General features: G+C 68.4%; 17 protein-coding genes. 5 read left to right on the top strand and 12 right to left on the bottom strand.

Going from position 1 to position 21,867, the window contains the following annotated elements; genetic code table 11:
- Genes lldD through CSW60_RS03825 form a run of 3 tightly spaced genes read left to right on the top strand, consistent with a single transcriptional unit; the run spans position 1 to position 3,178 of the window.
- The gene (gene lldD / locus CSW60_RS03835; protein WP_099535997.1) at positions 1–1,143 is read left to right on the top strand and encodes an FMN-dependent L-lactate dehydrogenase LldD; all 1,143 of its coding nucleotides are present in this window, start codon (positions 1–3) and stop codon (positions 1,141–1,143) included.
- Positions 1,140–1,916, top strand: coding sequence for a rhamnogalacturonan acetylesterase (locus CSW60_RS03830; RefSeq protein WP_099535996.1), 777 nt, complete (start codon positions 1,140–1,142; stop codon positions 1,914–1,916). Before lldD ends, CSW60_RS03830 begins: the two co-directional genes overlap by 4 nt.
- A 23-nt stretch (positions 1,917–1,939) precedes the next feature.
- Positions 1,940–3,178 (top strand): SGNH/GDSL hydrolase family protein, encoded by a 1,239-nt coding sequence (locus tag CSW60_RS03825; RefSeq protein WP_099535995.1) that lies wholly within the window; start codon positions 1,940–1,942, stop codon positions 3,176–3,178.
- 22 nt (positions 3,179–3,200) lie between these two features.
- Here CSW60_RS03825 and CSW60_RS03820 read toward each other — a convergent pair whose 3' ends face one another.
- Together CSW60_RS03820 and CSW60_RS03815 are read right to left on the bottom strand one after the other, a co-directional pair.
- Positions 3,201–4,529: an oligogalacturonate lyase family protein gene (locus tag CSW60_RS03820; protein WP_099535994.1), complete on the bottom strand. Its 1,329-nt coding sequence runs from the start codon at positions 4,527–4,529 to the stop codon at positions 3,201–3,203.
- Positions 4,526–6,487: a rhamnogalacturonan lyase gene (locus tag CSW60_RS03815; protein WP_099535993.1), complete on the bottom strand. Its 1,962-nt coding sequence runs from the start codon at positions 6,485–6,487 to the stop codon at positions 4,526–4,528. Before CSW60_RS03815 ends, CSW60_RS03820 begins: the two co-directional genes overlap by 4 nt.
- A 275-nt stretch (positions 6,488–6,762) precedes the next feature.
- Between CSW60_RS03815 and CSW60_RS03810 the strand changes: the two genes are divergently transcribed.
- The gene (locus tag CSW60_RS03810; RefSeq protein ID WP_099535992.1) at positions 6,763–9,900 is read left to right on the top strand and encodes a TonB-dependent receptor; all 3,138 of its coding nucleotides are present in this window, start codon (positions 6,763–6,765) and stop codon (positions 9,898–9,900) included.
- Between the two features lie 117 nt (positions 9,901–10,017).
- Here the strand turns inward: CSW60_RS03810 and CSW60_RS03805 are convergent, their stop codons facing one another.
- From CSW60_RS03805 to CSW60_RS03780, 6 genes are all read right to left on the bottom strand, one after another.
- A complete protein-coding gene (locus tag CSW60_RS03805) occupies positions 10,018–10,701 on the bottom strand; it encodes a DUF6250 domain-containing protein (protein WP_099535991.1) in 684 nt (227 codons plus the stop codon).
- Positions 10,701–12,092, bottom strand: a complete 1,392-nt coding sequence (locus tag CSW60_RS03800) for a glycoside hydrolase family 28 protein (RefSeq protein WP_099535990.1) — start codon at positions 12,090–12,092, stop codon at positions 10,701–10,703. Before CSW60_RS03800 ends, CSW60_RS03805 begins: the two co-directional genes overlap by 1 nt.
- Entirely contained in the window at positions 12,089–13,009 is a 921-nt protein-coding gene (locus CSW60_RS03795; RefSeq protein ID WP_099537541.1) for an alpha/beta hydrolase, read from the bottom strand. The genes CSW60_RS03800 and CSW60_RS03795 overlap by 4 nt, the downstream gene beginning before the upstream one ends.
- A gap of 31 nt (positions 13,010–13,040) precedes the next feature.
- On the bottom strand, positions 13,041–14,264 hold the full coding sequence (locus CSW60_RS03790; RefSeq protein ID WP_099535989.1) for a rhamnogalacturonan acetylesterase: 1,224 nt from the start codon (positions 14,262–14,264) through the stop codon (positions 13,041–13,043).
- Positions 14,265–14,360: 96 nt separating this feature from the next.
- Positions 14,361–15,362, bottom strand: coding sequence for a flippase-like domain-containing protein (locus tag CSW60_RS03785; RefSeq protein WP_099535988.1), 1,002 nt, complete (start codon positions 15,360–15,362; stop codon positions 14,361–14,363).
- Positions 15,359–16,561, bottom strand: coding sequence for a glycosyltransferase family 1 protein (locus CSW60_RS03780; protein ID WP_099535987.1), 1,203 nt, complete (start codon positions 16,559–16,561; stop codon positions 15,359–15,361). The genes CSW60_RS03785 and CSW60_RS03780 overlap by 4 nt, the downstream gene beginning before the upstream one ends.
- A gap of 378 nt (positions 16,562–16,939) precedes the next feature.
- On the opposite strand from CSW60_RS03780, the gene CSW60_RS03775 reads away from it, so the two are divergent.
- Complete coding sequence (locus CSW60_RS03775; RefSeq protein WP_099535986.1) at positions 16,940–17,701, top strand: NTP transferase domain-containing protein; 762 nt, start codon at positions 16,940–16,942, stop codon at positions 17,699–17,701.
- Here CSW60_RS03775 and CSW60_RS03770 read toward each other — a convergent pair.
- Genes CSW60_RS03770 through CSW60_RS03755 form a run of 4 tightly spaced genes read right to left on the bottom strand, consistent with a single transcriptional unit; the run spans position 17,698 to position 21,864 of the window.
- Positions 17,698–18,546 carry a nucleotidyltransferase family protein gene (locus tag CSW60_RS03770; protein ID WP_099535985.1) on the bottom strand — a complete coding sequence of 283 codons (849 nt, stop codon included), beginning with the start codon at positions 18,544–18,546 and terminating at the stop codon, positions 17,698–17,700. The two genes, CSW60_RS03775 and CSW60_RS03770, sit on opposite strands and share 4 nt — an antisense overlap.
- Positions 18,450–19,604 carry a ceramide synthase gene (bcerS, locus tag CSW60_RS03765; protein ID WP_099535984.1) on the bottom strand — a complete coding sequence of 385 codons (1,155 nt, stop codon included), beginning with the start codon at positions 19,602–19,604 and terminating at the stop codon, positions 18,450–18,452. The genes CSW60_RS03770 and bcerS overlap by 97 nt, the downstream gene beginning before the upstream one ends.
- Complete coding sequence (locus tag CSW60_RS03760) at positions 19,604–20,665, bottom strand: LptF/LptG family permease (RefSeq protein ID WP_099535983.1); 1,062 nt, start codon at positions 20,663–20,665, stop codon at positions 19,604–19,606. Before CSW60_RS03760 ends, bcerS begins: the two co-directional genes overlap by 1 nt.
- Positions 20,662–21,864, bottom strand: a complete 1,203-nt coding sequence (locus tag CSW60_RS03755) for an LptF/LptG family permease (protein ID WP_369801023.1) — start codon at positions 21,862–21,864, stop codon at positions 20,662–20,664. Before CSW60_RS03755 ends, CSW60_RS03760 begins: the two co-directional genes overlap by 4 nt.
- Between the last annotated feature and the right edge of the window lie 3 nt (positions 21,865–21,867).

Here is a 21,867-nt window from a genome sequence, read left to right as displayed (position 1 = left end):
ATGATCGTCTCGTCCACGACGGACTTCCGCGAGGCGGCGCGGCGCAAGCTGCCGCGCTTCCTGTTCGACTATATCGACGGCGGCGCCTACGCCGAGCGGACGCTCGGTCGGAACGTCTCGGATCTGGCCGACATCGCCCTGCGCCAGCGCGTGCTTAAGGACGTCTCGGCCGGCGATCCGTCGACCACGCTGTTCGGCGTCAAGCAGGCCCTGCCGGTCGCCCTGGCGCCGGTGGGACTGACGGGCATGTACGCGCGCCGCGGCGAGTGCCAGGCCGCCCGCGCCGCGGCCAAGAAGGGCGTGCCGTTCTGCCTGTCCACCGTCTCGGTCTGCGACGTCGACGAGGTCAGCAAGGCCTCGCCGTCGCCGATCTGGTTCCAGCTCTATGTGCTGCGCGACCGCGCGTTCATGCGCGACCTGCTGATCCGGGCCCGCGAGGCCGGGGCCACGGCCCTGGTCTTCACGGTCGACATGCCGGTGCCCGGAGCTCGCTATCGCGACGCCCACTCGGGAATGAGCGGTCCCAACGCGGCCGCCCGCCGGATCGCGCAGGCGATGTTCAAGCCGGCCTGGGCCTGGGACGTCGGCGTGATGGGACGACCGCACACCCTGGGCAATGTCGCGCCGGTGCTGGGCGAGAACTCGGGCCTCGAGGACTTCATGGGCTGGCTGGGCGCGAACTTCGACCCGTCCATCCAGTGGAAGGATCTGGAGTGGATCCGCGACCTCTGGAAGGGCCCGCTGATCATCAAGGGCGTGCTCGATCCCGAGGACGCCAAGGCCGCCGCCGACATCGGCGCGGACGGCGTCGTGGTTTCCAACCATGGCGGTCGACAGCTGGACGGCGTGCTGTCCAGCGCCCGCGCCTTGCCGGCGATCGCCGACGCGGTGGGCGACCGGCTGACGGTCCTGGCTGACAGCGGGGTCCGCTCGGGCCTCGACGTCGTGCGGATGCTGGCCCTCGGCGCCAAGGGCGTCCTGCTGGGCCGCGCCGCGGTCTATGCGCTGGCCGCGCGCGGCGAGGCGGGGGTCGCCCAGTTACTGGACCTGATCGAGAAGGAGATGCGCGTGGCGATGGCCCTGACCGGCGTGCGCGACGTCGCCAGCATCGATCGCTCGATCCTCGCGGAGCTGAAATCGTGATCGCCGCTCTCGCCATCGCGGCCGCCGTCGCGGCCACGCCACCGACCCCAGGGCCGCGCATCGTCATCGCCAGCGACTCCACCGCCGCCAACTACGGCGCGGACCGCTATCCGCAGATGGGCTGGGGCATGGTGCTGAAGTGCTCCCTGGACCCCAATGTCGAGGTCGTGAACCTGGCGCGCGGCGGCCGCTCGACCAAGACCTTCATCGAGGAAGGCCTCTGGGACCAGCTCGTGGCCCAGCTCCAGCCTGGCGATACGGTGCTGATCCAGTTTGGTCACAACGACGCCGACACCAAGAAGATGGAGCGCCACACCGATCCGGACGGCGCCTATGACGTCAATCTGCGCCGCTTCGTGAGCGACGTCCGCAAGGCCAAGGCGACGCCGGTGCTCGTGACGCCGATCGCGCGCTGGATGTGGGAGGACGGCCGGCCCAAGGACGCGCATGGTCCCTACGCGGCGACGATCCATCGTGTGGCTGCGGACCTGAAGGTCCCGCTGGTCGACCTGGATGGCGACATGATGGCGGCGCTGAAGGCGAGGGGGGAGCTCGCTTCGCAGAGGCTCTACCTGCAATACAAGCCCTACGACCACGTTGCGCGCTATCCCGACGGGATCGCTGACGACACCCACATCAACGAACAGGGCGCCCGCCTGGGCGCGGCGCTGGTCGCGACGCGACTGGCGCGCTTGAAGCTGCCGATCTCGCGACACGTGCATCCGGCCTCCGTCGCCGGCCAGCCAAGACTGGGCGGGCCAAGCTGCCCCTGACGATCATCCTGGGAGGGAACACCATGAAGCTCTTGCGCGCCGGCCTGCCGTTGGCGGCGATCGCCGCTGTCCTGACCGCGGGACCCGTGGTCGCGGCGCCCAAGCCGAAGCCGGCCGTCGCCGCCGCGCCTTTGTCGACGTGGTCGGCCGCCTGGGGGATCGCCCCGCTGCAGTCGGTGGCGGTCGCGAGGCCCAATGAGCTTCGCGCGTTCTCGGACGTCACCGTGCGCCAAGTCGTGCGCATCAATTTGGGCGGCGACGCCGTCCGGCTGCGCCTGACCAACGAACTCAGCGAGCGTTCGCTGAAGGTCGGCGCGATGACGGTGGCGCTGGCCAGCGCGGACGGGAAGATCCAGGGCGCGCCGATCGCTGTCACCTTCGGCGGCAAGCCGGAGGCCTCCATTCCGCCGGGCGCGCCGCTGCTCAGCGATCCGATCGCCCTGCCGGTCAAGGCGATGGACCACCTTTCGGTCTCGACCTTCTATGTCGAGCCGACCGTTCCGGCCGGCCACCGGGTGCGCCTGTTTGTTTCGCCGCAAGGCAACCACACGGGCAAGAGCGAGATCCCCGGCGAGCAGGCGCTGCGCGGTCCCGGCCTGGTCTCGGGCGTCGAGGTGCGCGGCGCCGTCCAGCGGCCGGTGATCGCCGCCATCGGCGACTCCATCACCGAGGGCGCGCGCTCAACGCCCGACGCCGACATGGGCTGGCCCGAGCAGCTGGCCGCTCGGATCGCCGCGCGGGGCGGGGACATCGGCGTGGTCAATGTGGGGATCAGCGGCGGCCGCCTGCTGCGCGAGGGATCCGGTCCCAGCGCCCTGACCCGCTTCGACCGCGACGTGCTCTCGATTCCGGGGATTTCCACCGTCGTGGTTCTGGAAGGCATCAACGACATCGGCCGCGCGGCTCAGCCGGGCTACGCCAACGAAGCCGTCACCGCCGACGAGCTGATCGCCGGCTATCGCCAGCTGATCGCCCGGGCGCACGCGCGCGGCGTCAAGGTCTATGGCGGCACGTTGCTGCCGTTCGAGGGCGCGATGTATTTCCACGCCGCCGGCGAGACCACGCGCCAAGCCGTCAACGCCTGGATCCGTACGGGCGGCGAGTTCGATGGCGTCATTGACTTCGAGGCGGCGATGAAGGATCCCGCCAAGCCGTCGCGGATGCTGGAAGGCCTGCACAGCGGCGACTTCCTGCACCCGGGCGACGCTGGCTATGCGCGCATGGCCGAGACGGCCGACAAGGCGCTGTTCGGCGCTCGATAGGGCGAGCGCCAGGACGCCGCCTTCATGGCTGCGTCTTGGCGATCTCCACCGCGTAGACCTGGTTGGCGCCGTGCATGTTCGAGCGGAACACCAGCCACTTGGCGTCTGGCGTGAAGTTGACGTTCGGCTCCAGCCGATAGTCGTGGCCGCGCATGTCGACCAGACGCTCGGCGTCCAGAACGCCGGGGCTGATCAGGTGCTCGGCCCCGGGGGCGTGGATTCCCGCGACATCCGGGATGGCGCGCGGCTTCAGCAGCACGATCCATTTGCCGTCGGGCGCATGGGCGACCATCTCGCTGTCGCCGCCGTCGCCGGCGAACAGCCTGCCGTCCGGCGATGAGTTGAAGTGCACCGACCACGAATTGCGCTCCAGGTGCAGCCAGGTGCGCTTGCCAGTGGCGATCTCGTAGCCGGCGACCCAGAAGTCCTCGCCGCGCGGGGTCTGCAGGTCGTACCAGACGGTCTTGCCGTCGGCGCTGAACCACTCGTGCCCGGCGATCTCCATGTTCATGGTCCGGGTGTGGATCTTGATCGGCGTGTCATTGGGCTTGTCGGTCCGCACCAGCCATAGCCGGTCGACCTTGTGCCAGGGACCCTCGTGGCAGAACATCAGCAGGCCCGGGTCGGTCGGCGAGAACTGCAGGTGGTTCAACCAGTCCGTCGCCTGGTGCACGACCTTGCGCTCGCCGGTGACGGTGTTGATCGTGAAGATCTCCATCGGGATGCGGCTGTCGAGGCGCGCGTTCAGCTGAACCTCGCGGCCCTCGGCATAGGAGAGCTCCTTGCCGTCGGCGCTTTTGACGTCGTCGGGGTTCTTGGGCAGGGCGTCGGCCAGGTTCGGCGGGATCGGGACGTCGGTGCGGATCGCGACGCCGGCTAGCAGCGTCTCGTCGGCGTTCAGGGTCTGGAAGCCGCCGCGATCCACCTTGGCGACCTCGCGGGTGGCCTTGGTGTAGGGATCGGTGGCCATCACGACCTTCGGACCCATCGGATCGGCGGTCAGGGCCTTCTCGTAATAGACCGAGCCGGTCTTGCGGCCGACGAACAGCAGCTTGACCTTGCCCTCGACGATCTTGGTCAAGGCCCTGGTCTTCAGGTCCATGGCCGTAATGCCGGTCGGCGTCGCGAAGACCAGCCGGTCGCCCTTGGGCGTGTAGGCGTTGTAGTTGAAGTAGAGGCTGGAGCTGCCAGGCTCGCGCGACAGGCGCACAATCCGGTGGCCAGTGGCCTTGTCGATCCATTCCACGGGAGGCTCTGGCGCGCCCGGCTTGGCGGTGGTCTGCAGGTCCTGGCCGTGGGCCAGGCCCGCCAGCAGGAAAGCGGCCGCGCCGCCGATCAGGAAGGACTTCATTGCGAGGCCTTGCGGGTCACGATGGCGGCGGGCTTGGGCGTCTTCATGCCCGCGCCGAGATGGAAGCTGGTGTGCGGCGGCTGGTTGTAGGCGGTGTTCTGCCAGGCGATCGAGACCCGATACTGCGGATCGTGCATCAGCGTCACCAGGCGTCGGTCGGTGGGGTAGGGCGTGGCGTAGATCCGCAGAGACTTGTTGTCCTCGGCCCGGAGGATCAGCTCTTCGCGCCAGTCGCCCAGGATGTCCGCCGACAGCGCCGGCGTGGCCTTGGTGCCGTTGTTCGAGGTCATGCCCTCGGCGGTCAGCAGGGGGACCGACTGGCCGGTCTTCCAGTCCCATTTGCTGATCTGGTTCTTGTCGAGCAGCTCGCGCAGCTCGTCGCCGTCCCACCAGATGGCGAAGTTGGTCTGGCGCGGATGCTTGACGCCCTCGATGACCTTGCCCTGGGCGGTGTAGAGCGCGTCCTGGTTCGAGCCCCAGGCCTCGTCGCCGGGGGAGCGCGGATCGATGTCGGCGGCCAGGCCGCGCCCGGTGTCGTGGTCGGTCGGCGTGCTCCACAGAACCTTGCCGGTCCTGGCGTCGAGCATGGCCGCTCCGATTCCGCCATTGGCCTTGGGGCTCTCATGAACGCCGAACTTCTCGAGGCCCGGATGGATCGGGTCGAGGTCGCCCACGTGCATGGCGTCGCCGTGGAACAGGCGAGCGCTCCACAGGCCCTTGCCAGTGTCGTCGATCGCCATCGAGCCGTAGAGGATCTCGTCGCGGCCATCGCCGTCCAGATCGGCGACGCTGAGCTGATGGTTGCCCTGGCCGCCATAGGCCTCGTTGCCGGGCGCCGAACTGTCGAATAGCCAGCGTTGGGTCAGCTTGCCGTCGCGATAATCCCAGGCGGCGATGGTCGAGCGCGCATAGTAGCCGCGTCCCATGATGATGCTGGGCCGCTGACCGTCGAGATAGGCCGTGCCCGCCAGGAAGCGGTCCGAGCGGTTGCCGTAGCCGTCGCCCCACGTCTCGGTCATCTGCTCGACGGAAGGCGCGTCCGTGCGCGGATCGCGCGGGGGCGAGTAGGGCGCGCTGGCCAGGGCCTTGCCGGTCGCGCCCTCGAAGATGGTCAGGAACTCGGGACCCTTGAGGATGCGGCCCTGGATCTTGGCGACCTTGGTCCCGTCCGGCTGGACGAAGGCGCCGGTGCGGTCGGCCTGGGGACGCTCGCCGCCGGTCTCGCGCCAGTCGGCGTTGGGATCGCCCAGCACCTTGCCGGCACCGTCAATCGTCCCGTCGCTTGTGCGCACCGCGATCTCGGCCTTGCCGTCGCCGTCGTAGTCATAGACCTGGAATTGGGTGTAGTGCGCGCCGGCCCGGATGTTGCGGCCAAGATCGATGCGCCACAGCCGCTTACCCTCCAGCGTGTAGGCGTCGAGATAGACGTCGCCGGTGTAGCCGCCGAAGGCGTTGTCTTTCGAGTTGCTCGGGTCCCACTTCAGGACGATCTCATAGCGGCCATCGCCGTCCAGATCGCCGACGCTGGCGTCGTTCGCCGTGTAGCCATAGGCCTCGCCGGTGGGCGTGACGCCCGCGGGCGGCGGTTCGATCGGGATCGAGAGAAAGCCCTCGGCCCAGACCTTGGCGGGCGCGCTGGCGGGGCCTTCCTTGCTCTTGTCGACCAGGCGCACCGTGTAGATCCCGGCGCCAGGCGTCTTGTCGACGAAGTTCGTGGCGCCGGTCAGCGGCTCGCTGTTCAGCTTGCGGCCGTCGCGATAGACGTTGAAGGTCGCGCCGCCTGGATCATCGCCCAACAGTCGCCAGCTGATCAGCACGCCGCCGTTCATGGCGGGGACGGCGACGACGCCCCTATCAAGCGCCTCCATCCAGCGCGGCGCGGCTTGCGCGGCGGCGGCCTGCAGCAAGGCCAGGGCGCAAGCGCCGGCGGCGAGTCGGGTTTGGAAGAGCTTGTGCATGGCGGCCTCCCTCAAGCCTACGCGATCCCGCTGGCGCTTGGAGGCAACTTCTGAAGGTCGCGGGCGCGCCTGACGGGAGCGAGGCGGTTACACCACGAAACCCTCGTTGTGTCTTCCCACAAATTGCATTGACATCTCAACATATGGCACTTAGGAATTTGTCCTAACAATGGCCGTTGTGCGTCGAGCGCCCCCCGAAGTTGGGGGCGCTCCCGCGCCGCAGGCGCCCGGTCGTCCTCAGTCGGACGGCAAGGTCAATGTAAGGGAGGGACAACATGAAGTTCTCGACGGCTCGTCGCCGGAAAATCGCCGCCACGGCTTCTGTTCTGGCGCTGAGCACCGGAATCGCCATCGCCGATCACGCCGCGGCCCAGACCGCCCCCGCAAGCAACTCGGAAGCGACCGTCGTCGAAGAGATCGTCGTCGGCACCCGCGCCAGCCTGCAATCGGCGATGAACCGCAAGAAGCGGGCGGGCACCATCTCCGACTCGATCGTCGCCGAGGACATCAGCCAATTCCCCGACAAGAACGTCGGCGAAGCCCTGGGCCGCATCACCGGCGTCCAGCTGGCGCGCGACTTCGGCGAGGGCAGCTCGGTGTCGATCCGCGGCGTCGAGCCCGACCTCAACCGGGTCGAGATCAACGGCATGAGCACGCTCTCGACGGCCGGCAACCTGCAGGTCTATGGCGGCGGCGGTCGTTCCAACGACTTCCGCGAACTGGCCTCGGAACTGGTCCAGTCGATCGACGTGTTCAAGGGCTTCACCGCCGACATGACCGAAGGCGGCGTGGGCGGCACGGTGTCGGTCAAGACCCGCAAGCCCCTGGACTTCAAGAAGCCGACCCTGTCGCTGACGGCCTCGGCCCAGAACCTCGACACCGCCGACAAATGGCGGCCGCGCGGCAACCTGTTCGCCGCGACCCGTCTGCTGGACGGCCGCCTGGGCCTGATGGCCAACGTCACCTACGACAACGTCGACACGCGCGGCGACTATGTGCGCAACACCTCTTGGGGCCGTTTCGCCGACTTCGACAACTCGGCCAACAAGACCGTCGACTACTACAGCACCGCCTACAACGCCCAGATCAACGCGCTGGCCAAGGGCGTGACCACGGCGGCGGGCTGCTCCACGCTGACCACGCCCGACGCGACCCAGATCTCGACCACCAACCTGCGCACCGCCTGTCTGTCGCAGTGGTACGACTACGCCCCGCGCACGGCGCGCTATGGCGTCTGGACCCGCAACGACGAGCGCATCTCGGCCGAGTTCACGGCCCAGTACCGCTTCACCGACAAGATCGACGCCTGGGTCAGCTATAACCGCAACGAGCGTAAGCAGCGCCTGAACGACATCAACTACGGCACCGACTTCACGTCGACCACGCGCCTGCGCAACGCGGCCTCGGCCACGGCCTGCTCGAGCACCGACACGACCGCTTCGTCGGTCAAGGTGGACGCCAACCACAACGTCACCGCCTACACGCTCGGCAACTGTCTGACGACGTCGGGCGCTGGCGGCTACGGCGGCTTCGGCATCAGCGCGCGCGACTTCTCGTACGACACCACCAGCAACTACTACAGCTTCGGCGCCAACTATCGCGGCGACCGACTGCAGGTGGAGTTCCAGGGCTCGAAGGCCGACACCAGCAACGTCGCCCAGACGAACAATGTCAGCGTCACCTTCGACACGCCTGGGATGACGGTGACTCTGGACCCGTCGACCGGCAACCCGTCGTTCGCCTTCGCCAGCGGCTACAGCCCGTCGGACGCCTCGGCCATCCGCCAGTGGCAGATCCAATACCGTCCGTCGAACTCGGCTTCGAAGGAAGAGCAGTACAAGCTCGACTTCGACTATGACACGCGCCTGCCGTTCATCCCGAAGATCGAATTCGGCGGCCGCGCCACCGACTTCTCGACCAAGGGCTACGGCTATGGCGGCTTCATCCTGAACGCCGGCTCGAACCCGTATTCGACCGCCGACGACACCGTCATCTACTCGAACGCGGTCAACTCGACGGCGACGATCCTGTCGTCGCAGACGCTGGATCAGACCAGTCCGGTCAACGCCTCCGCCGCCTCGACGACGGGCTACTGGTCGACGACCGAGACCTGGTCGCGCGCCTTCTCGAACTCGGTCTTCGCCCAGGCGATGACGGGCCTGCCCAGTGACTTCTATTTCGGCGGCGGCTCGATCCCGTCGACCTGGAACTATCCGAACTTCAGCTCGGTGGCGCAGTACCTCGACACCTCGCACTTCAACCTGAACAACCTCGAGCAGACGACGGGCAGCGACGGCAAGACCTACAGCCAGTTCCCGTACTACATCGCCGAGAAGACCGATGCTCAGTACCTGAAGTTCGACTACGAGTTCCCGCTGGGCAATTATGACGTCGAGGGCAACTTCGGCTGGCGCCGGGTGCACACCGAGACCACGGGGCAGGGCGTTTCGACGCGCCAACAGACCTACGCGGCCACCAACGGCGGGTCGTCGACGACCTACACGATCGGCAACTCGCTCGCGAGCATGAAGAAGAGCTACACGGTCTGGCTCCCCAGCTTCAACGCGGGTCTCTGGGTCATCCCGAACCAGTTGGCGGCTCGCGCGGGCTTCGCCCAGCTGATGGCCCGTCCGCGGATGGACTTCCTGATGCCGACGGTGACCTGCACCACCGACAACTCGCCGGACGCCAATGGCGAATTCGACGAGCCGAGCTGCACCGCAGGTAACCCGGAACTGAAGCCGTACCGCGCCAACCAGTACGATCTCTCGTTCGAATACTATCCGAACCAGGACACCCAGATTTCGGTGGGCCTGTTCAAGAAGGACATCAAGTCGTTCTACGTCTCGAGCCGCACCCTGATCGGCAAGCGCGACGTCTATGGCGACGGCACGTTGTACAACTACAACACCTACATCAACGGCGACGGCGCCAAGATCTCGGGCGTGGAAATCACGGCCAAGACCGCCTTCACGTTCCTGCCGGGCTTCCTGTCGGGTTTCGGCGTCGACGCCAACTACACCTACCAGAAGGCCAAGAACGTCAAGCTGTACTCGCAGCTGGACGGATCGCCCCTGCCGTTCCCGGGCCTGTCCTCGGACAGCGCCAACCTGACGCTGTGGTACGACAAGGGCCCGATCAACGCCCGCTTGGCCTATAACTACCGCACCAAGTACCTGGTCTCGGCCGCCGACAACTCGGGTCAGCCGGTCTATCGCGACGCGACCGGCTATCTGGACGGCAAGGTCACCTGGAAGCCCCAGCAGCTGTTCGGCGTGAAGAACATCTCGTTCTTCGTCGAAGGCAAGAACCTGACCAAGGAAGAAGAACGCTCGACCGCTGGCGACATCCGCCTGACCGAGCTTGGCTACTTCGGTCGCCGCTTCTTCGTCGGCATGGGTCTGAAGTTCTAGGGCGCGACTGGAGCGAGGCGCGGCGGGCGTCTCGCTCCATTGTTTTGCTTTTTCGCGACCGGAAAGAAGTCGGCCGAGGACCTTCCGCCTCGCGCCGGCTTTTTCTGTTTTGGAGTGTCAGCGCCCGAGGCGGAAAACGGCGAAGTTTCGCAGACGCAGATGGCTCTGCGTGGTCCTGAAACCGAACCAGCCGCGCCGATAGGGCGCGGCGTCATCCAGGTCGAACAGCCGTCGGCCATCGCTCCAGTATTCGATACGTGAACCGTCGGCGACCAAGCGCACAGTGGTCCAGCGGTTCGGCGTCAGCATCTCATCGGCCGCGGCGTGGTCGTGGCGAGGCAGCAGCGGGCGATCGCCCGGCCGCCCGACATAGCGTCGGAAGCGGGTGCTCGTGTTGCCGTTGCCGCCTTGTCCCACATAGTAGGTCTCCAGCGTGTCGTAGTCGGCGAACGCCCCGCTGCGCGGATGGTCCAGCGGCGAGCCGCCCCCGACCTCGCGCGCCATCCAGAAGGCGTTCAGGTCGCTGACCCGGTCGTAGGGACCGCCTTCGGACACCGCCATGGCCTGGTAGGCGATCGCGATCGGGCCGACCAGTTCGGGCTTGAACCAGGCCGTCAGGCCCGCCGGCGTGACGATGTCCAGCACCCCGTCGCGCGCCGTGACGACAGCCGGCTTCTCGGCCTCCACGACCCATTGATCGAGGCTTTGGCGGAAGTCGTCGGCGAACAGGCGCCTCGGCGCCGCCTCGGGCGCGAATGGGGTGGCGGCGAGGCTCGCCAGCAGGCTGCGACGGTCGAGCATCAGGCGGTCTCCGTCTCGCGGACATTCTCGAACAGGCGCTCCGGACGCGGGTCCGGCGCGACGGTATAGATGGCCAGGTCTTCGATCTTCAGGCCGTCCACGTACCGCGCCCACAGGCCGTGGACCGGAGAGGGGCCGAACATGCTGGGTTCGGGATAGGCCTGCGGCAGATCTTCCGGACGCCGCTCGGTCCATTCCGGCAATCCGCCGCCGCGATAGGACAGGCGGATATTCGACAGGGTCACATCCGTGATCGGCGAGTCCGGCAGCCCCGCGATCGTGGCGGCGTAGTCCGGCAGGATGTCGGTCGCCTCGATATCGCGCAGCACGATATTCCGCATCGCGCCGAGCGGCGTGCCCTCAGGGCCCCGGCGACGGTCGCCGACGCGCAGGAAGATCGGCGCGGTGGTGACTTCCCGCATGACTAGGCGCTCGGCCAGCACGTTCTCCATCATCCCGCCGTCGACCACCTCCAGCGCGAGGCCGCGCGATCGGATGAGGCGACAGTCGCGGACGACAATGTCGCGAAAGCCGCCATTCGACTCCGTGCCCAGCTTGATGCGGCCGGTCACCCGGTCCTGGTCGGGCGCGCGCTGCTGGTCCCGGCCGAAGGTTCCGTCCAGCATCGTGCCGAGGTCGAAGCCGCTGACCTCGCAGCGCTCGATCGTCACCCGCTCGGTGGCGATGGCCTCGCCCAGGGCCAGGGAGCTCTTCAGCACGATGGCGTCGTCGTTGGGCGTGTTGACCCTGCAACCGGAGACCAGGACGTCGCGGCAGGCGTCGATGTCGAGGCCATCGCGATTGGTGTCGATCACGAGGTCGCGCAGGCTCAGGTCCTCGCAGCCCGTAGCCAACACCGCGAAGTGACCGCCCCGGAAGATCGTCAGACCCTCGATCCGGACGCGTTTGGCTCGCTTGAGGGCGATGGCCTTGTTGCCCAGCCCCGCCATCGCCTCGATCGCCGGCGACAGCTCGGCCATCGCCTCGGCGGACAGGCCCAACATGCTCAGCGGGAACTCGCCGGCCTGGCGCGACCAGCGCGATCCTGGGCCTTCGCGCGTCAGGCCCGCGCCGTCGATGCGGCCGGGGCCCAGGATCGCCACGTCCTCGAGGTCCTCGCCCCAGATCAGGCTGTTGCGCCAGTGGCTATGTCCGAAGTCCTGCCAGAGATCATGCGGATTGGGCTCGGCCGGGTCATAGGTCCCGCCATGACGGGTCGGATCGGCGGCCTCCAGCACGCAGCCTTCTTCCAGGCGCAGCGTGACCCCGCTGAGCAGGCGGATCGAGAAGGACAGATGACGGCCCGCCGGCAGCACGACCTCGCCGCCGCCGCGCCCGTGGGCATGGGCGATCGCGGCGTTGATCGCGTCCGTCGCCAGGGCTGGGGTCACGCGTAGAGGCCGTGTCGCCGGAAGAAGGCGTCCAGCGCCAGCATCGGAGGCGCGATCTGGCCGTCGGGCCCTTTCAGGCCAAAGCCGTGACCGCCCACCTCCTGCAGGTGCATCTCGACCGGGATCCTCTTGGCGCGCAGGGCCTGCCACATCAGGACGCTGTTCTCGACCGGCACGACCCTGTCGTCAGCCGCGGCGGCGATGAAGGTCGGCGGGGCGTCGGCGGGCACGTGTTGCTCGGCCGACACCGCCAGGCGCTGGGCGTCGGTCGGGTTCGCGCCGACCAGTTGCTTCAGCGACTGTCCGTGGGCGTAGGGCGCCATGCCGGTGATGACAGGATAGAACAGGCCCGCCGCGAACGGCCGCGTCGGCAGCTTGTCGGCCTCGTCGACCGGCGCATAGGTCTCGCGGCCGTACTGGGTCGTCAGGCGCGCGGCGACATGGCCGCCGGCCGAGAAGCCGATCACCGCCACCTTGGCGGGATCGACGCCCAGCGACGGGGCGCGGGCCCGGATCAGGCGAATGGCGCGCTGGGCGTCCTGCAAAGCCACGTCCGGACCGGCGGCCCAGCCGTCGGCGGGCAGGCGGTAGTCCATGACGAAGGCGGTGATCCCGAGGCTCGCCAGCCAGGCGTCGATCGGTCCGCCGTTCCTGCCGACCGCCACCCGCACATAGCCGCCGCCCGGGATCATCAGCACGGCCGCGCCGTTCGGCTTGGCCGGGCGGCGCATGGTCAGCCAGGGCCTGGTCACGTTCAGGAAGGCGGTGTCGTTCGGATCGCCGCCCGGCGTGCGCAGGATCACCTGCTCGGTGACGGTGACCTTCTCGCCGCCCGGCGCGCCCTTGGGCCAGAGGTCGACGGTCTCGACGGGCGAGACGGGGGCCTGAGCGCGGGCGAGGGCGGGCAGGGCCGCCATGCCGCCGGCGAGGCCCAGCAGGGCGCGGCGATCAGTTTCCACGGAGCTGTTCCTGGCTGGCGGCCGCGCTGGGCGGCAAGGCGAAGATATCGGGCGAAGGCGGTCGCGCCGGATCGAACGGCGCCAGGTCGGCGGCCAGATGAGCGGCGAGCGCGGGAACGCTGGCGCGAAGACCTTCGACCACGCAGCGCGCCAGTTGATAGGCGCCGTAATTGTCGTGGTGCGTCAGGTCCTTGCCGCCGTCATTGAACGCCTTCCAGGCTTCCTTGGGCCCGAGGGCCTCGTAGAACACGGCGCTCATGGCGTGCAGGTCGATCAGAGGGACATTCAGCTCGCGCGCGGTCTCGCGCATGGCCGCGGGATAATCGCCCAGCGTGTCGACGACCTTGCCGGCCGCGTCGAAGCGGTGGCGATGCATGGAGGTGACGAACACTGGCGTCGCGCCGCGCCGCCGCGCCTCGCCGGCATAGGCGCGCAGATAGTCGCGATAGGTGGTCGCGGCCTCGGCGTAGGTCTGCGGCCATTGAGCCTTCTGGTCGTTGTGGCCGAACTGGATCAGCAGCCAGTCGCCAGGCTTGATGCGGCTGAGGATCTTGTCGAGGCGGCGCTCGATCAGGAACGACTTCAGCGTCTCGCCGGACTCGGCGTGGTTGGCGACCGAGATTTCGGGCTTGAAGAAGCGCGGCAGCATCTGGCCCCAGCCGGCGGCGGGCTCGAAGCGCTGGTCGGTGACGGTGGAGTCGCCGGCCAGGAACACGGTCGGAACGGCGACGGGCTCGATCCGTAGTCGGCGGACGGCGGCGGTCGGGCCGCAGAACTCCAGGGTCAGCTTGTCGTCCCAGTCGTAACTGCCTTCCTCGCGCGGATTGAGCAGCACCCGGGTCCCGCCCGGGGCGTTCGGCGGCGGCGGGGCGAGGTCGGGACGGCGCACATTGACGATGATCGTCCGCGTCTCGGTCTTGCCCGCCGCGACGCGGACGCCTTCCAGCATCAGCCGGCGAGCTTCGGCCTTGACCGTGGTGTCCGACGGTCCGGCGCCGCCCAGGTCCAAGGTGATCCGATAGTCGCCCTCTGGAACGCGAACCGAGAACAGGCGGCCAGGGCCTGACTCCCAGCCGTGGCCCGTGGCGGGGGCGTACGGCGTCTGGGGCGTTGTCTCGAAATCAAAAGCCCACACGGGCGCGACCTCCCTGGCGAGCGCGATGCTAGGCGCGAGCGCGAGGCCCGTCAGCAGGGTACGCCGATCCAGGATCATGCCGCCTCCCTCGCGCGCAGAGTCCGCCATCTTGGTAGCGGCGCGACGCAAGGGATTCAATGTCAAAATACAGGATAATATCCTGAAATGTGGGAGTTATGGGGTGGCTGGCTGCGGCGTTTCGTTTGCGGCCGCGGGGGCTTCCGGACGCGTTGCGCGCCAAAGGATCAGGCCCAGGGCGCCCAGCGTCAGCTCGCGCAGTCGGCGCAGCAGCGACAGGGCCATCGCCTGATCCGGCGTAAGGCCCAGCGCGCCGCCCAGCAGCAGATAGCCGCCTTCCTGGACGCCTAGGGCGCCGGGGATGGCGAAGCCGACGACCTTGGCCGTCTGGGCCAAACCTTCGACGATCAGAGCCTGGACCAGGGTGGGATGCAGGCCCAGCGCCCACATCGACACATAGGTCTCGAAGGCTCCAGCCAGCCAGGCCGCCATGTGCCAGGCCCAAGAGGCGCCGATCTCCTTCCGACGGGCGCCGATGTCGCGGAAGGCGTCGCCCAGCGCGCCGACGCGGCTCGCGATCGCGGTCCAGCGCTGCGAGAACTGACCGATGCGCCGGCCCACCCCGGCCTTGTGGGCGATGAACAGGCTGGCGGCGATCAGCGCCACGACGCCAACCAGGGTCAGGCCGGCCTGCGCCAGGCGTGGATCGCGCAGCGTAACCAGCGCCACGGCCAGGCTGGCCAGGACGAAGAGGACTAGGCCCACCGTGCCGGCCAGGACGTCGACGACGCAGCTGGCCGTGCTCTCGGCCAGGCTCAGGCCCTTGCGGACCGCGAGCTTGGCGCGGACCACCTCGCCGCCGACCTGGGCCACGGGCAGCAGGGCGTTGACCGCCTCCTTGATCAGCCGAAGGCGGAACAGGAAGGGTAGGGAGGGGCGGCGGTCCGGCGGCAGCAGGACTTGCCAACCGATGGTGGCGAAGAACGTCACCGGCAGGTGAGCCGCCACGACCAGGACCGCCTGCCAGCCCACCTGGGCCAGGATCTCGCGTACGGCGCCCGCGCCGTGCGTGGCCAAGAGGATCGCCAACAGCGCGACGCCGGCGGTCAGCAGCCAGCCTCGCGCCGAAGCCCCGCGCTTACTCGCTTTTTCGGTCATGCCGCCGAGCGCGCGCGAGCGGCCGGAGCGGCTCCGAGTTCACGATAGACGTCCAGAACGTCCGCGCAGATCGCATGCCAGTCATAGGCGGCGCTGGAGGCGCGCGCTGTTCTTCCGATTCTCAAGCGACGCAGCGGCTCGGCGATCAGGGTGCGGAGGGCGGCCGCGTAGCTCGCCGCGTCGGCGCTCGGCGCCAGGACGCCGTCGTGGCCGTCGGTGATCAGGGCGCTGGTGCTGGGCGCGCGGGGACACAGAACCGCCAGGCCCGCGGCCATGCCTTCCAGGCTGGCGTTGCCGAAAGCCTCGGTCAGGCTGGGATTGAACAGTATGTCGGCGCTGGAGACGGCGCGGCCCAGGGCGTCGCCGTCCAGGTGGCCGGTGAAGATGGCGCCCGGCGCGCGAGCCTCGAGGAAGGCGCGGGCGGGGCCGTCCCCGATGATCAGTGGCCGGATCGGCTGGTCGGCGAGGAGGGCGAGGGTCTCGGCCAGGACGTCCAGACCCTTTTCCATGACCAGACGCCCCAGGAACGCGACCACGATCTCGTTGTCGGCGATTCCCTGCGACCGCCGCCAGGCCATGTCCTTGCGCTCGGGCGAGAACCGGCCGCGATCGACGCCGCGGCCCCACACCCGCACCCGTTCGCCGAGGCCTTGTTGGCGCAGCAACTCCGCGATCGGCGCGTTCGGGGCCAGCACGCGGTCGCAGCCGCGATAGAAGCGGTCCAGATAGCGCTCGACGGTGGGCCGCAGCCAGTCGAGGCCGTAGTAGGACAGATAGGTCTCGAAGCGCGTGTGAAGGCTGGCGACGACCGGCAGTCCGGCGGCGCGCGCCCAACGGCCTGCTTGCGAACCCAGAAGATCCGGGGCCGAAAGATGGACCATGTTCGGCTGGAAGGCGGCCAGGTCGGCCTTCAGGCTGGGGGTCAGGCCCAGCGCCAGGCGATATTCGCTACGCCCCGGGATGGCGACGGACGGCGCCGAGACGAGATCGCCGGCGGGCTCGAAGGCCGGGGTGTCCGTGGTGGGCGAATAGACGCGGACCGTCGCGCCGGCCTCGATCAGATAGGCCGCCAGGCGGTTGAGGGCCTGGTTCGAACCGTCCCGCGTATAGTTGTAGTTGCCGGAAAACAGGGCGAGGCGAAGGCCCTCGGCGGGCTTTTCCTCAGCGGGCTGACGAATGTTTCTTTCCGCGCGCTGCACGACGCCTCCTGGTCTGACTCCGAGGCCCCCACCCGAATATGACAATGGGCATATGGTGGAATGGTTCAGGTTCCGGAAGGGGAAGGCCGTCGATCATCCCCACAATCTTTGGGGCAAGCTGAACCGAAGCTGAACCATGGGGTGTGGCGAGGAAAGTCGTCGATCGGGCGCGGTCGACCGTTGCCGATTGATCCTCCTCGCCAAAAAAGAATCCGCCGAGGCTTGCGCAACGGAAGGCGGGCGGCTTTTGAGAGGGCGCGCGGACTTGCCCCGAGGCCGGTTCGTGCTCAGTTATGCGCTCGCGGCCGCCTGGTTCGCGGTCCGACGATTCCTTGGGGGCTAAATCAAGCCCCGATCCAGCGAGATTTTTAGAACGACATGCAGCCGGTCAAGACCCTTATCCTCGCCGCCGGTCAGGGCAAGCGGCTGTCGCCGCTGACTGACGATCGGCCCAAGTGCCTGGTGGAGCTGGCCGGCAAGACGGTGCTGGAATGGCAGCTGCGCCACCTGCATCAGGCGGGCGTGCCGGAGGCGGTGGTGGTCACCGGCTTCCGCAGCGACTTGGTCGAGGCCGAGATCGCGCGCCTCTCCCTGCCGGGCATGACCGTCCGCACGCTCTACAACCCGTTCTACAGCGTGACCGACAACCTCGCGACCTGCTGGCTGGCGCGCGACGAGATGCGCGGCGGGCCGTTCATGATCCTGAACGGCGACACCCTGTTCGAGCCGGCCATCGCCGAGCGTCTGATCAGCGCGCCCGACGCGCCGATCACGGTGACGGTCGACCGCAAGGCGGGCGGCTATGACGCCGATGACATGAAGGTGCTGACGCAGGGCGACGCTCTGCGCGCCATCGGTAAGACCATCACCGAGTACGACGCCGAGTCGATCGGCTTCCTGCGCTTCAACGAAGAAGGCTCGGCCCTGTTCGTGAAGACGCTGGAGGCGATCATGCGCACGCCCGAGGGGCTCAAGCGCTGGTACCTCAGCGTGATCAACGAGATCGCCCAGAACCACGACGCCGTGCGCGTGCGCTCGATCGAGGGGCTCGAGTGGGCCGAGATGGACTTCCCGGAAGACCTGGTCCGCAACCGGGCCCTGACCGCGCAGTGGGCCGCCAAGGAGGCCGAGGCCGTTTAGGCCTCGCCTACCAGTTCTCGCACCAGGTCCAGGTCGGACGGCTTGTCGACATCGACGGCCGCCAGGCCGTCGTGCGCGCGAACGGCGGCGGCGTTGACGTCGGCCAGCCTCCCTAGCCGCGCCACGGCCTCGTCCAGCGTCAGCAGGCCCAGGGCGTAGCGGAGCAGGAAGCTTGGCCCCAGCATGGCGGCGATCTTCCAGGGCTGCTTGCGCAGCGCCTCGACCTTGCGCCAGACGGCGATGACGTTCAGCGCGGTCTCGTTGCGCAGCAGGAAGAGGTTGCAGCCCGAATAGCGGCCGTCGCGGAACTTCAGATAGGTCCGCTTGGTCTGCGGGGCCGCGGCCCGCACGCGCTCTTCCGAGGCCAGCAGCACGGCGACGTCGGCGTCGGTCGGCGTGTCCGCCACGAACTGGGTGATCCACTCGGGCTTGAGCAGAGCGTGATCCACCGTCGTGACCACGAGCGGAAAGCCCAAAGCCGTCGCGCCGTCGGCGACGCTCTGGCTGGGACCAGCGGAAGGGGGGAGCACCTTCACGTTCGCGCCGGCCAGGGCGGCGCGGATCGTCTCGTCATTGGCCGAGACGCCGATCGCCTGCGCGCCGGCTGCTTGAACGGCGCCCAGCACTCGATCCAGCAGCGTCCGACCCTGCAGAACGATCAGGCCCTTGTGGGCCACCCCCGCATAGGCGGCGGCTGGGTCGACCTCGCCGCCGCGCGATCCAGCCAGGATCAGCGCCTTGAAGCCGCTCACAGAGCCTTCTCGTAAATTCGATAGGTCTTGTAGTGCGTGCCGCCGACGTTCTCGGCGATGTGGTTCATGGCCTTGTTGGCCTCCAGAACCCACGAGATCTCGTAGCGATTATAGCCCAGGCTCATCGCCATATCGCGGCTGGCCTTCATCATCCAGAACGGCAACATGCGGCCGCGCTGGGTGGTCTGGAACTTCTTCTTCACGCCCATCAGCGGGATGCGGGCCGACTTCACGCCCTTGACCTTCAGCCGCCACAGCAGCTTGGCCCAGCCGAACGGCAGGAGCTTGCCGTTCAGGTCGGCGATGGCCTCGTTGACGTTGGGCAGGAACACCACCACGCCGGCCGCCTCGCCGTCGATCTCGGCGAACCAGAGCAGGCGCTTGTCGATCACCTGCTTCAGGGCCTTGCCCAGCTGGGCGGTCTCGGCCTCGGTGGTGGGGGTGAAGCCCCAGTTGTCCGACCACGCGTCGTTGAGGATGTCCGTCAGCGTCTGGACCTCCTGGTCGTAGCGCTTCATGTCCAGCTGGCGCAGCACGACGCCGGCGGGCAGGCCGCGCTTGACCCGGCGCTGGGCGATCTCGGGGATGTCGCCCGTCTCGTCGGCGCGATAGGCGAAGACGTCCTGGGCCTTGACGTAACCCTGCTCCTCGACGCGCTTGCCGGCATAGGCCGGATCGTGGCCCATCAGGATCATCGGCGGGGTGTCGAAGCCCCAGACCAGCAGGCCGACCTCTTCGTTGATCGACAGGTTGAACGGGCCGACGATGTGGGTGCGGCCGCGAGCCCTCAGCCAGTCCTCGGCCGTGCGGAACAGGATCTGGAAGACGGCCGCGTCGTCCTCGGCGGCGATCATGCCGAAGTGGCCGTCCAGGCGGCCCGGCGTCGGTTGCGGGGTCAGCTGGTCGATCTGGGCGCTGATCCGGCCGACGTCGCGGCCGCCGCGCGTGGCGAGGAACAGCTGGACCTCGGCGTGGGCGAAGAACGGGTTGGTCTTCGGCGTCAGGGCCTCGGTCCGCTCCATCATCAGGGGCGTGATCCAGTTCGGATCCTTGGCGTTCAGCCGCGCGGGCAGGGCGATGAAGCGCTTCAGCTCGGCGGGCGTCTTGACCGGGATGACCTGCAGGTCGGCGTTCGTGGAGTCGAAAGGCATCAACCCTCCAGGGCCAAGAAGGTGCGCGCCGCCAGCGCGCCGAAGATGGCGGGAGCCGCCCAGACGGCCAGGAATGGCGACAGGGCGCCGGATTCGCCAAGGGCGGTGAGCATGCCGTTGGCCACGAGGAACAGAAGGCCCGCGCCGAGACCCGCCGTCAGCAGGACCGCGCCCTGACCGCTGCGGAAGTTGGCCAGCGCCACCGGCGCGCTCAGCAGCAGCATGACCAGCGAGACGAAGGGGCTGGCGAACGCCGACTGGAAGTGGGTGGCGTAGAAGCTTTCGGGCCGGTCCGATCCGCCGTTCTCAAGCGCGCGCCGCGCCGAAGCCGCGGTGGGGGCGCTGTCATCGCCGAACAGGCCCTGGACATCCTGCGGACGCAGGGACGTCGGCCAGCGGGTCGAGGCGGCGGTCGAGGCTTGGGCCAGGTCTCCAACGAAGCGGGTGGTCTTGGGGCTTTCCAGGGTCCAGGCGCCGCCGGCATAGAGCGCCTTCGGCGCTTCGACCTTTTCGACCAGGATGCCCTTGGCGTTGCGGCGGAAGATGGTGACGTTGCTGATCTCACGGCCGTCCGCCGAGGCGTCCGCCCCGATGACCAGGTCGGCGCCGGCGCGGAAGGTGCGGGGCGTGGGCGCCTTGCGCTCGGCGACCGGAGTCGTGTTCCTCCACCAATCGGCCAGGGTCGGGTCGGCGCGCGGCGCCAGGACTTGGCCGCACAGGGCGTCCAGCAGCATGACGACGATGACGGCCGGCATGGCCATGGCGACGATGCGATAGCCGGAGATACCGCTGGCGCGCATGGCCACCACGGCGCTCTCGCGGGCCAGTTGCGAGAAGGCGAACAGCCCGCCGGCCAGCACGGCGATCGGCGCCACCTGCTCGAACAGGCGCGGCAGGCGCAGAGCGGCGTAATAGGCCACGCCCGCGACGCCCAGGCCGCGGTCGAGGATGTCGGTGGTGACGTCCAGCAGGTCCAGGATCTGCAGGATGGACATCAGGATCAGCGCCGCGCCGAGGATGCGGGTGGCGACGGTCCGCAGGACGTAGAGCTGCAGCTTCATGCGGGTTGTCGTTTCGGCAGGGGCAGGGCGTGGACCACGCGCTTGACCAGATTGTTGATGCGGCGGACCAGGCGCGAGACTGGCGTGTCGCCCGGCCGCGTCCGGCTGCCTAGGAACAGCCAGAGGGCGAAGCCGGAGAACAGAGCGAACGGGATCCAGATCGCCGGCGCCGCCGCGACCTTGTCCGCCTTGGCCAGGCTTTGACCCAGCAACAGGGCGTGCTGGAAGGCCAGCAGCAACACGCCGGCCATGATCAGGCCGGGCGCGCGGTTGCCGCGCTTGGAGGCCAGGCCCAGCGGGAAGGCCAGCAGCGGCAGGAAAGGCAGGAACGCCGCGCGGGCGAGGCGCCCGTACAGCTCGCTGAGCAATGTGCCCTTGGACACCACCGGATTCGGCGACTTGGCCTGCTTGGCCAGTTCGCCCAGGGTCAGCTCGCGCTCGTCGCCGCCGCGATCGCGCAGCAGGACGGCGGCCGCCGCCAGGGGCGTCTGGGTCGTCAGGCTGCTGAAGGCCAGATTGCGATAGTCGCCCCTGGCGTCTCGGCCAATGCGGCGGCCGTCGTGCAAATCCATGGTCACGGTCTTGCCGTCGGGATCCAGTTTCAGATCCGCCGCGGCGGCGGTGATGATCTCTTCCTGCCCTTTGCTGTCCTGGCGGCGGATGAACACCCGGGTCAGGCGTTGACCCGCGATGTCGGCGCTGTCGGCCGTCAACAGCGAGCCCTTGTCGTCGATGAAGGCGCCGCCCGCCAGGCGTCCGTTCCAGCCGGCGTTGACCGCCGCGTGCATCACCGCCCGATAGGCGTAGCGGCTGTAGGGCTGCATGTAGCCGAAGACGATCAGGCTGAAGACGCTGAGGAACAGGCCGACGGCCAGGAAGGGCGCGGCGATCCGCTCCAGCGACTGACCGCTGGCCAGCAGCGCGTCGACCTCGGAGCCGTCCGACAGCTTCACGATGACGATGAACAGCGCCACGAAGAAGGCCACCGGCAGGGCCAGGCCCAGATAGTGCGGCACCAGATTGGCGGCGAGTTGAGCGACATAGCCGAACCGCGCGCTGCTTTGCGACAGGGCGTCCAGCAGGCGCAGGATGCGCTCCAGCAGCAGGGCCACGACCGTGACGCCCAGGCAGCCGACCAGCGGCCAGAACAGCAGGCGCAGCAGGTAGCGGTCGATCAGGCGCACGGGACCGGCGGACATCGT

It is taken from the genome of Caulobacter sp. X (genome assembly GCF_002742635.1).
Taxonomy (GTDB): Bacteria; Pseudomonadota; Alphaproteobacteria; order Caulobacterales; family Caulobacteraceae; genus Caulobacter.
This window is presented reverse-complemented; position numbering and strand designations above follow the sequence as displayed.

Coding starts and splice junctions, on each gene's coding strand:
- lldD (WP_099535997.1), top strand. CDS start 1: ATGATCGTCTCGTCCACGACGGACTTCCGCGAGGCGGCGCGGCGCAAG.
- CSW60_RS03825 (WP_099535995.1), top strand. CDS start 1,940: ATGAAGCTCTTGCGCGCCGGCCTGCCGTTGGCGGCGATCGCCGCTGTC.
- CSW60_RS03820 (WP_099535994.1), bottom strand. CDS start 4,529: ATGAAGTCCTTCCTGATCGGCGGCGCGGCCGCTTTCCTGCTGGCGGGC.
- CSW60_RS03815 (WP_099535993.1), bottom strand. CDS start 6,487: ATGCACAAGCTCTTCCAAACCCGACTCGCCGCCGGCGCTTGCGCCCTG.
- CSW60_RS03810 (WP_099535992.1), top strand. CDS start 6,763: ATGAAGTTCTCGACGGCTCGTCGCCGGAAAATCGCCGCCACGGCTTCT.
- CSW60_RS03805 (WP_099535991.1), bottom strand. CDS start 10,701: ATGCTCGACCGTCGCAGCCTGCTGGCGAGCCTCGCCGCCACCCCATTC.
- CSW60_RS03795 (WP_099537541.1), bottom strand. CDS start 13,009: ATGGCGGCCCTGCCCGCCCTCGCCCGCGCTCAGGCCCCCGTCTCGCCC.
- CSW60_RS03790 (WP_099535989.1), bottom strand. CDS start 14,264: ATGATCCTGGATCGGCGTACCCTGCTGACGGGCCTCGCGCTCGCGCCT.
- CSW60_RS03785 (WP_099535988.1), bottom strand. CDS start 15,362: ATGACCGAAAAAGCGAGTAAGCGCGGGGCTTCGGCGCGAGGCTGGCTG.
- CSW60_RS03775 (WP_099535986.1), top strand. CDS start 16,940: ATGCAGCCGGTCAAGACCCTTATCCTCGCCGCCGGTCAGGGCAAGCGG.
- bcerS (WP_099535984.1), bottom strand. CDS start 19,604: ATGCCTTTCGACTCCACGAACGCCGACCTGCAGGTCATCCCGGTCAAG.
- CSW60_RS03760 (WP_099535983.1), bottom strand. CDS start 20,665: ATGAAGCTGCAGCTCTACGTCCTGCGGACCGTCGCCACCCGCATCCTC.
- CSW60_RS03755 (WP_369801023.1), bottom strand. CDS start 21,864: ATGTCCGCCGGTCCCGTGCGCCTGATCGACCGCTACCTGCTGCGCCTG.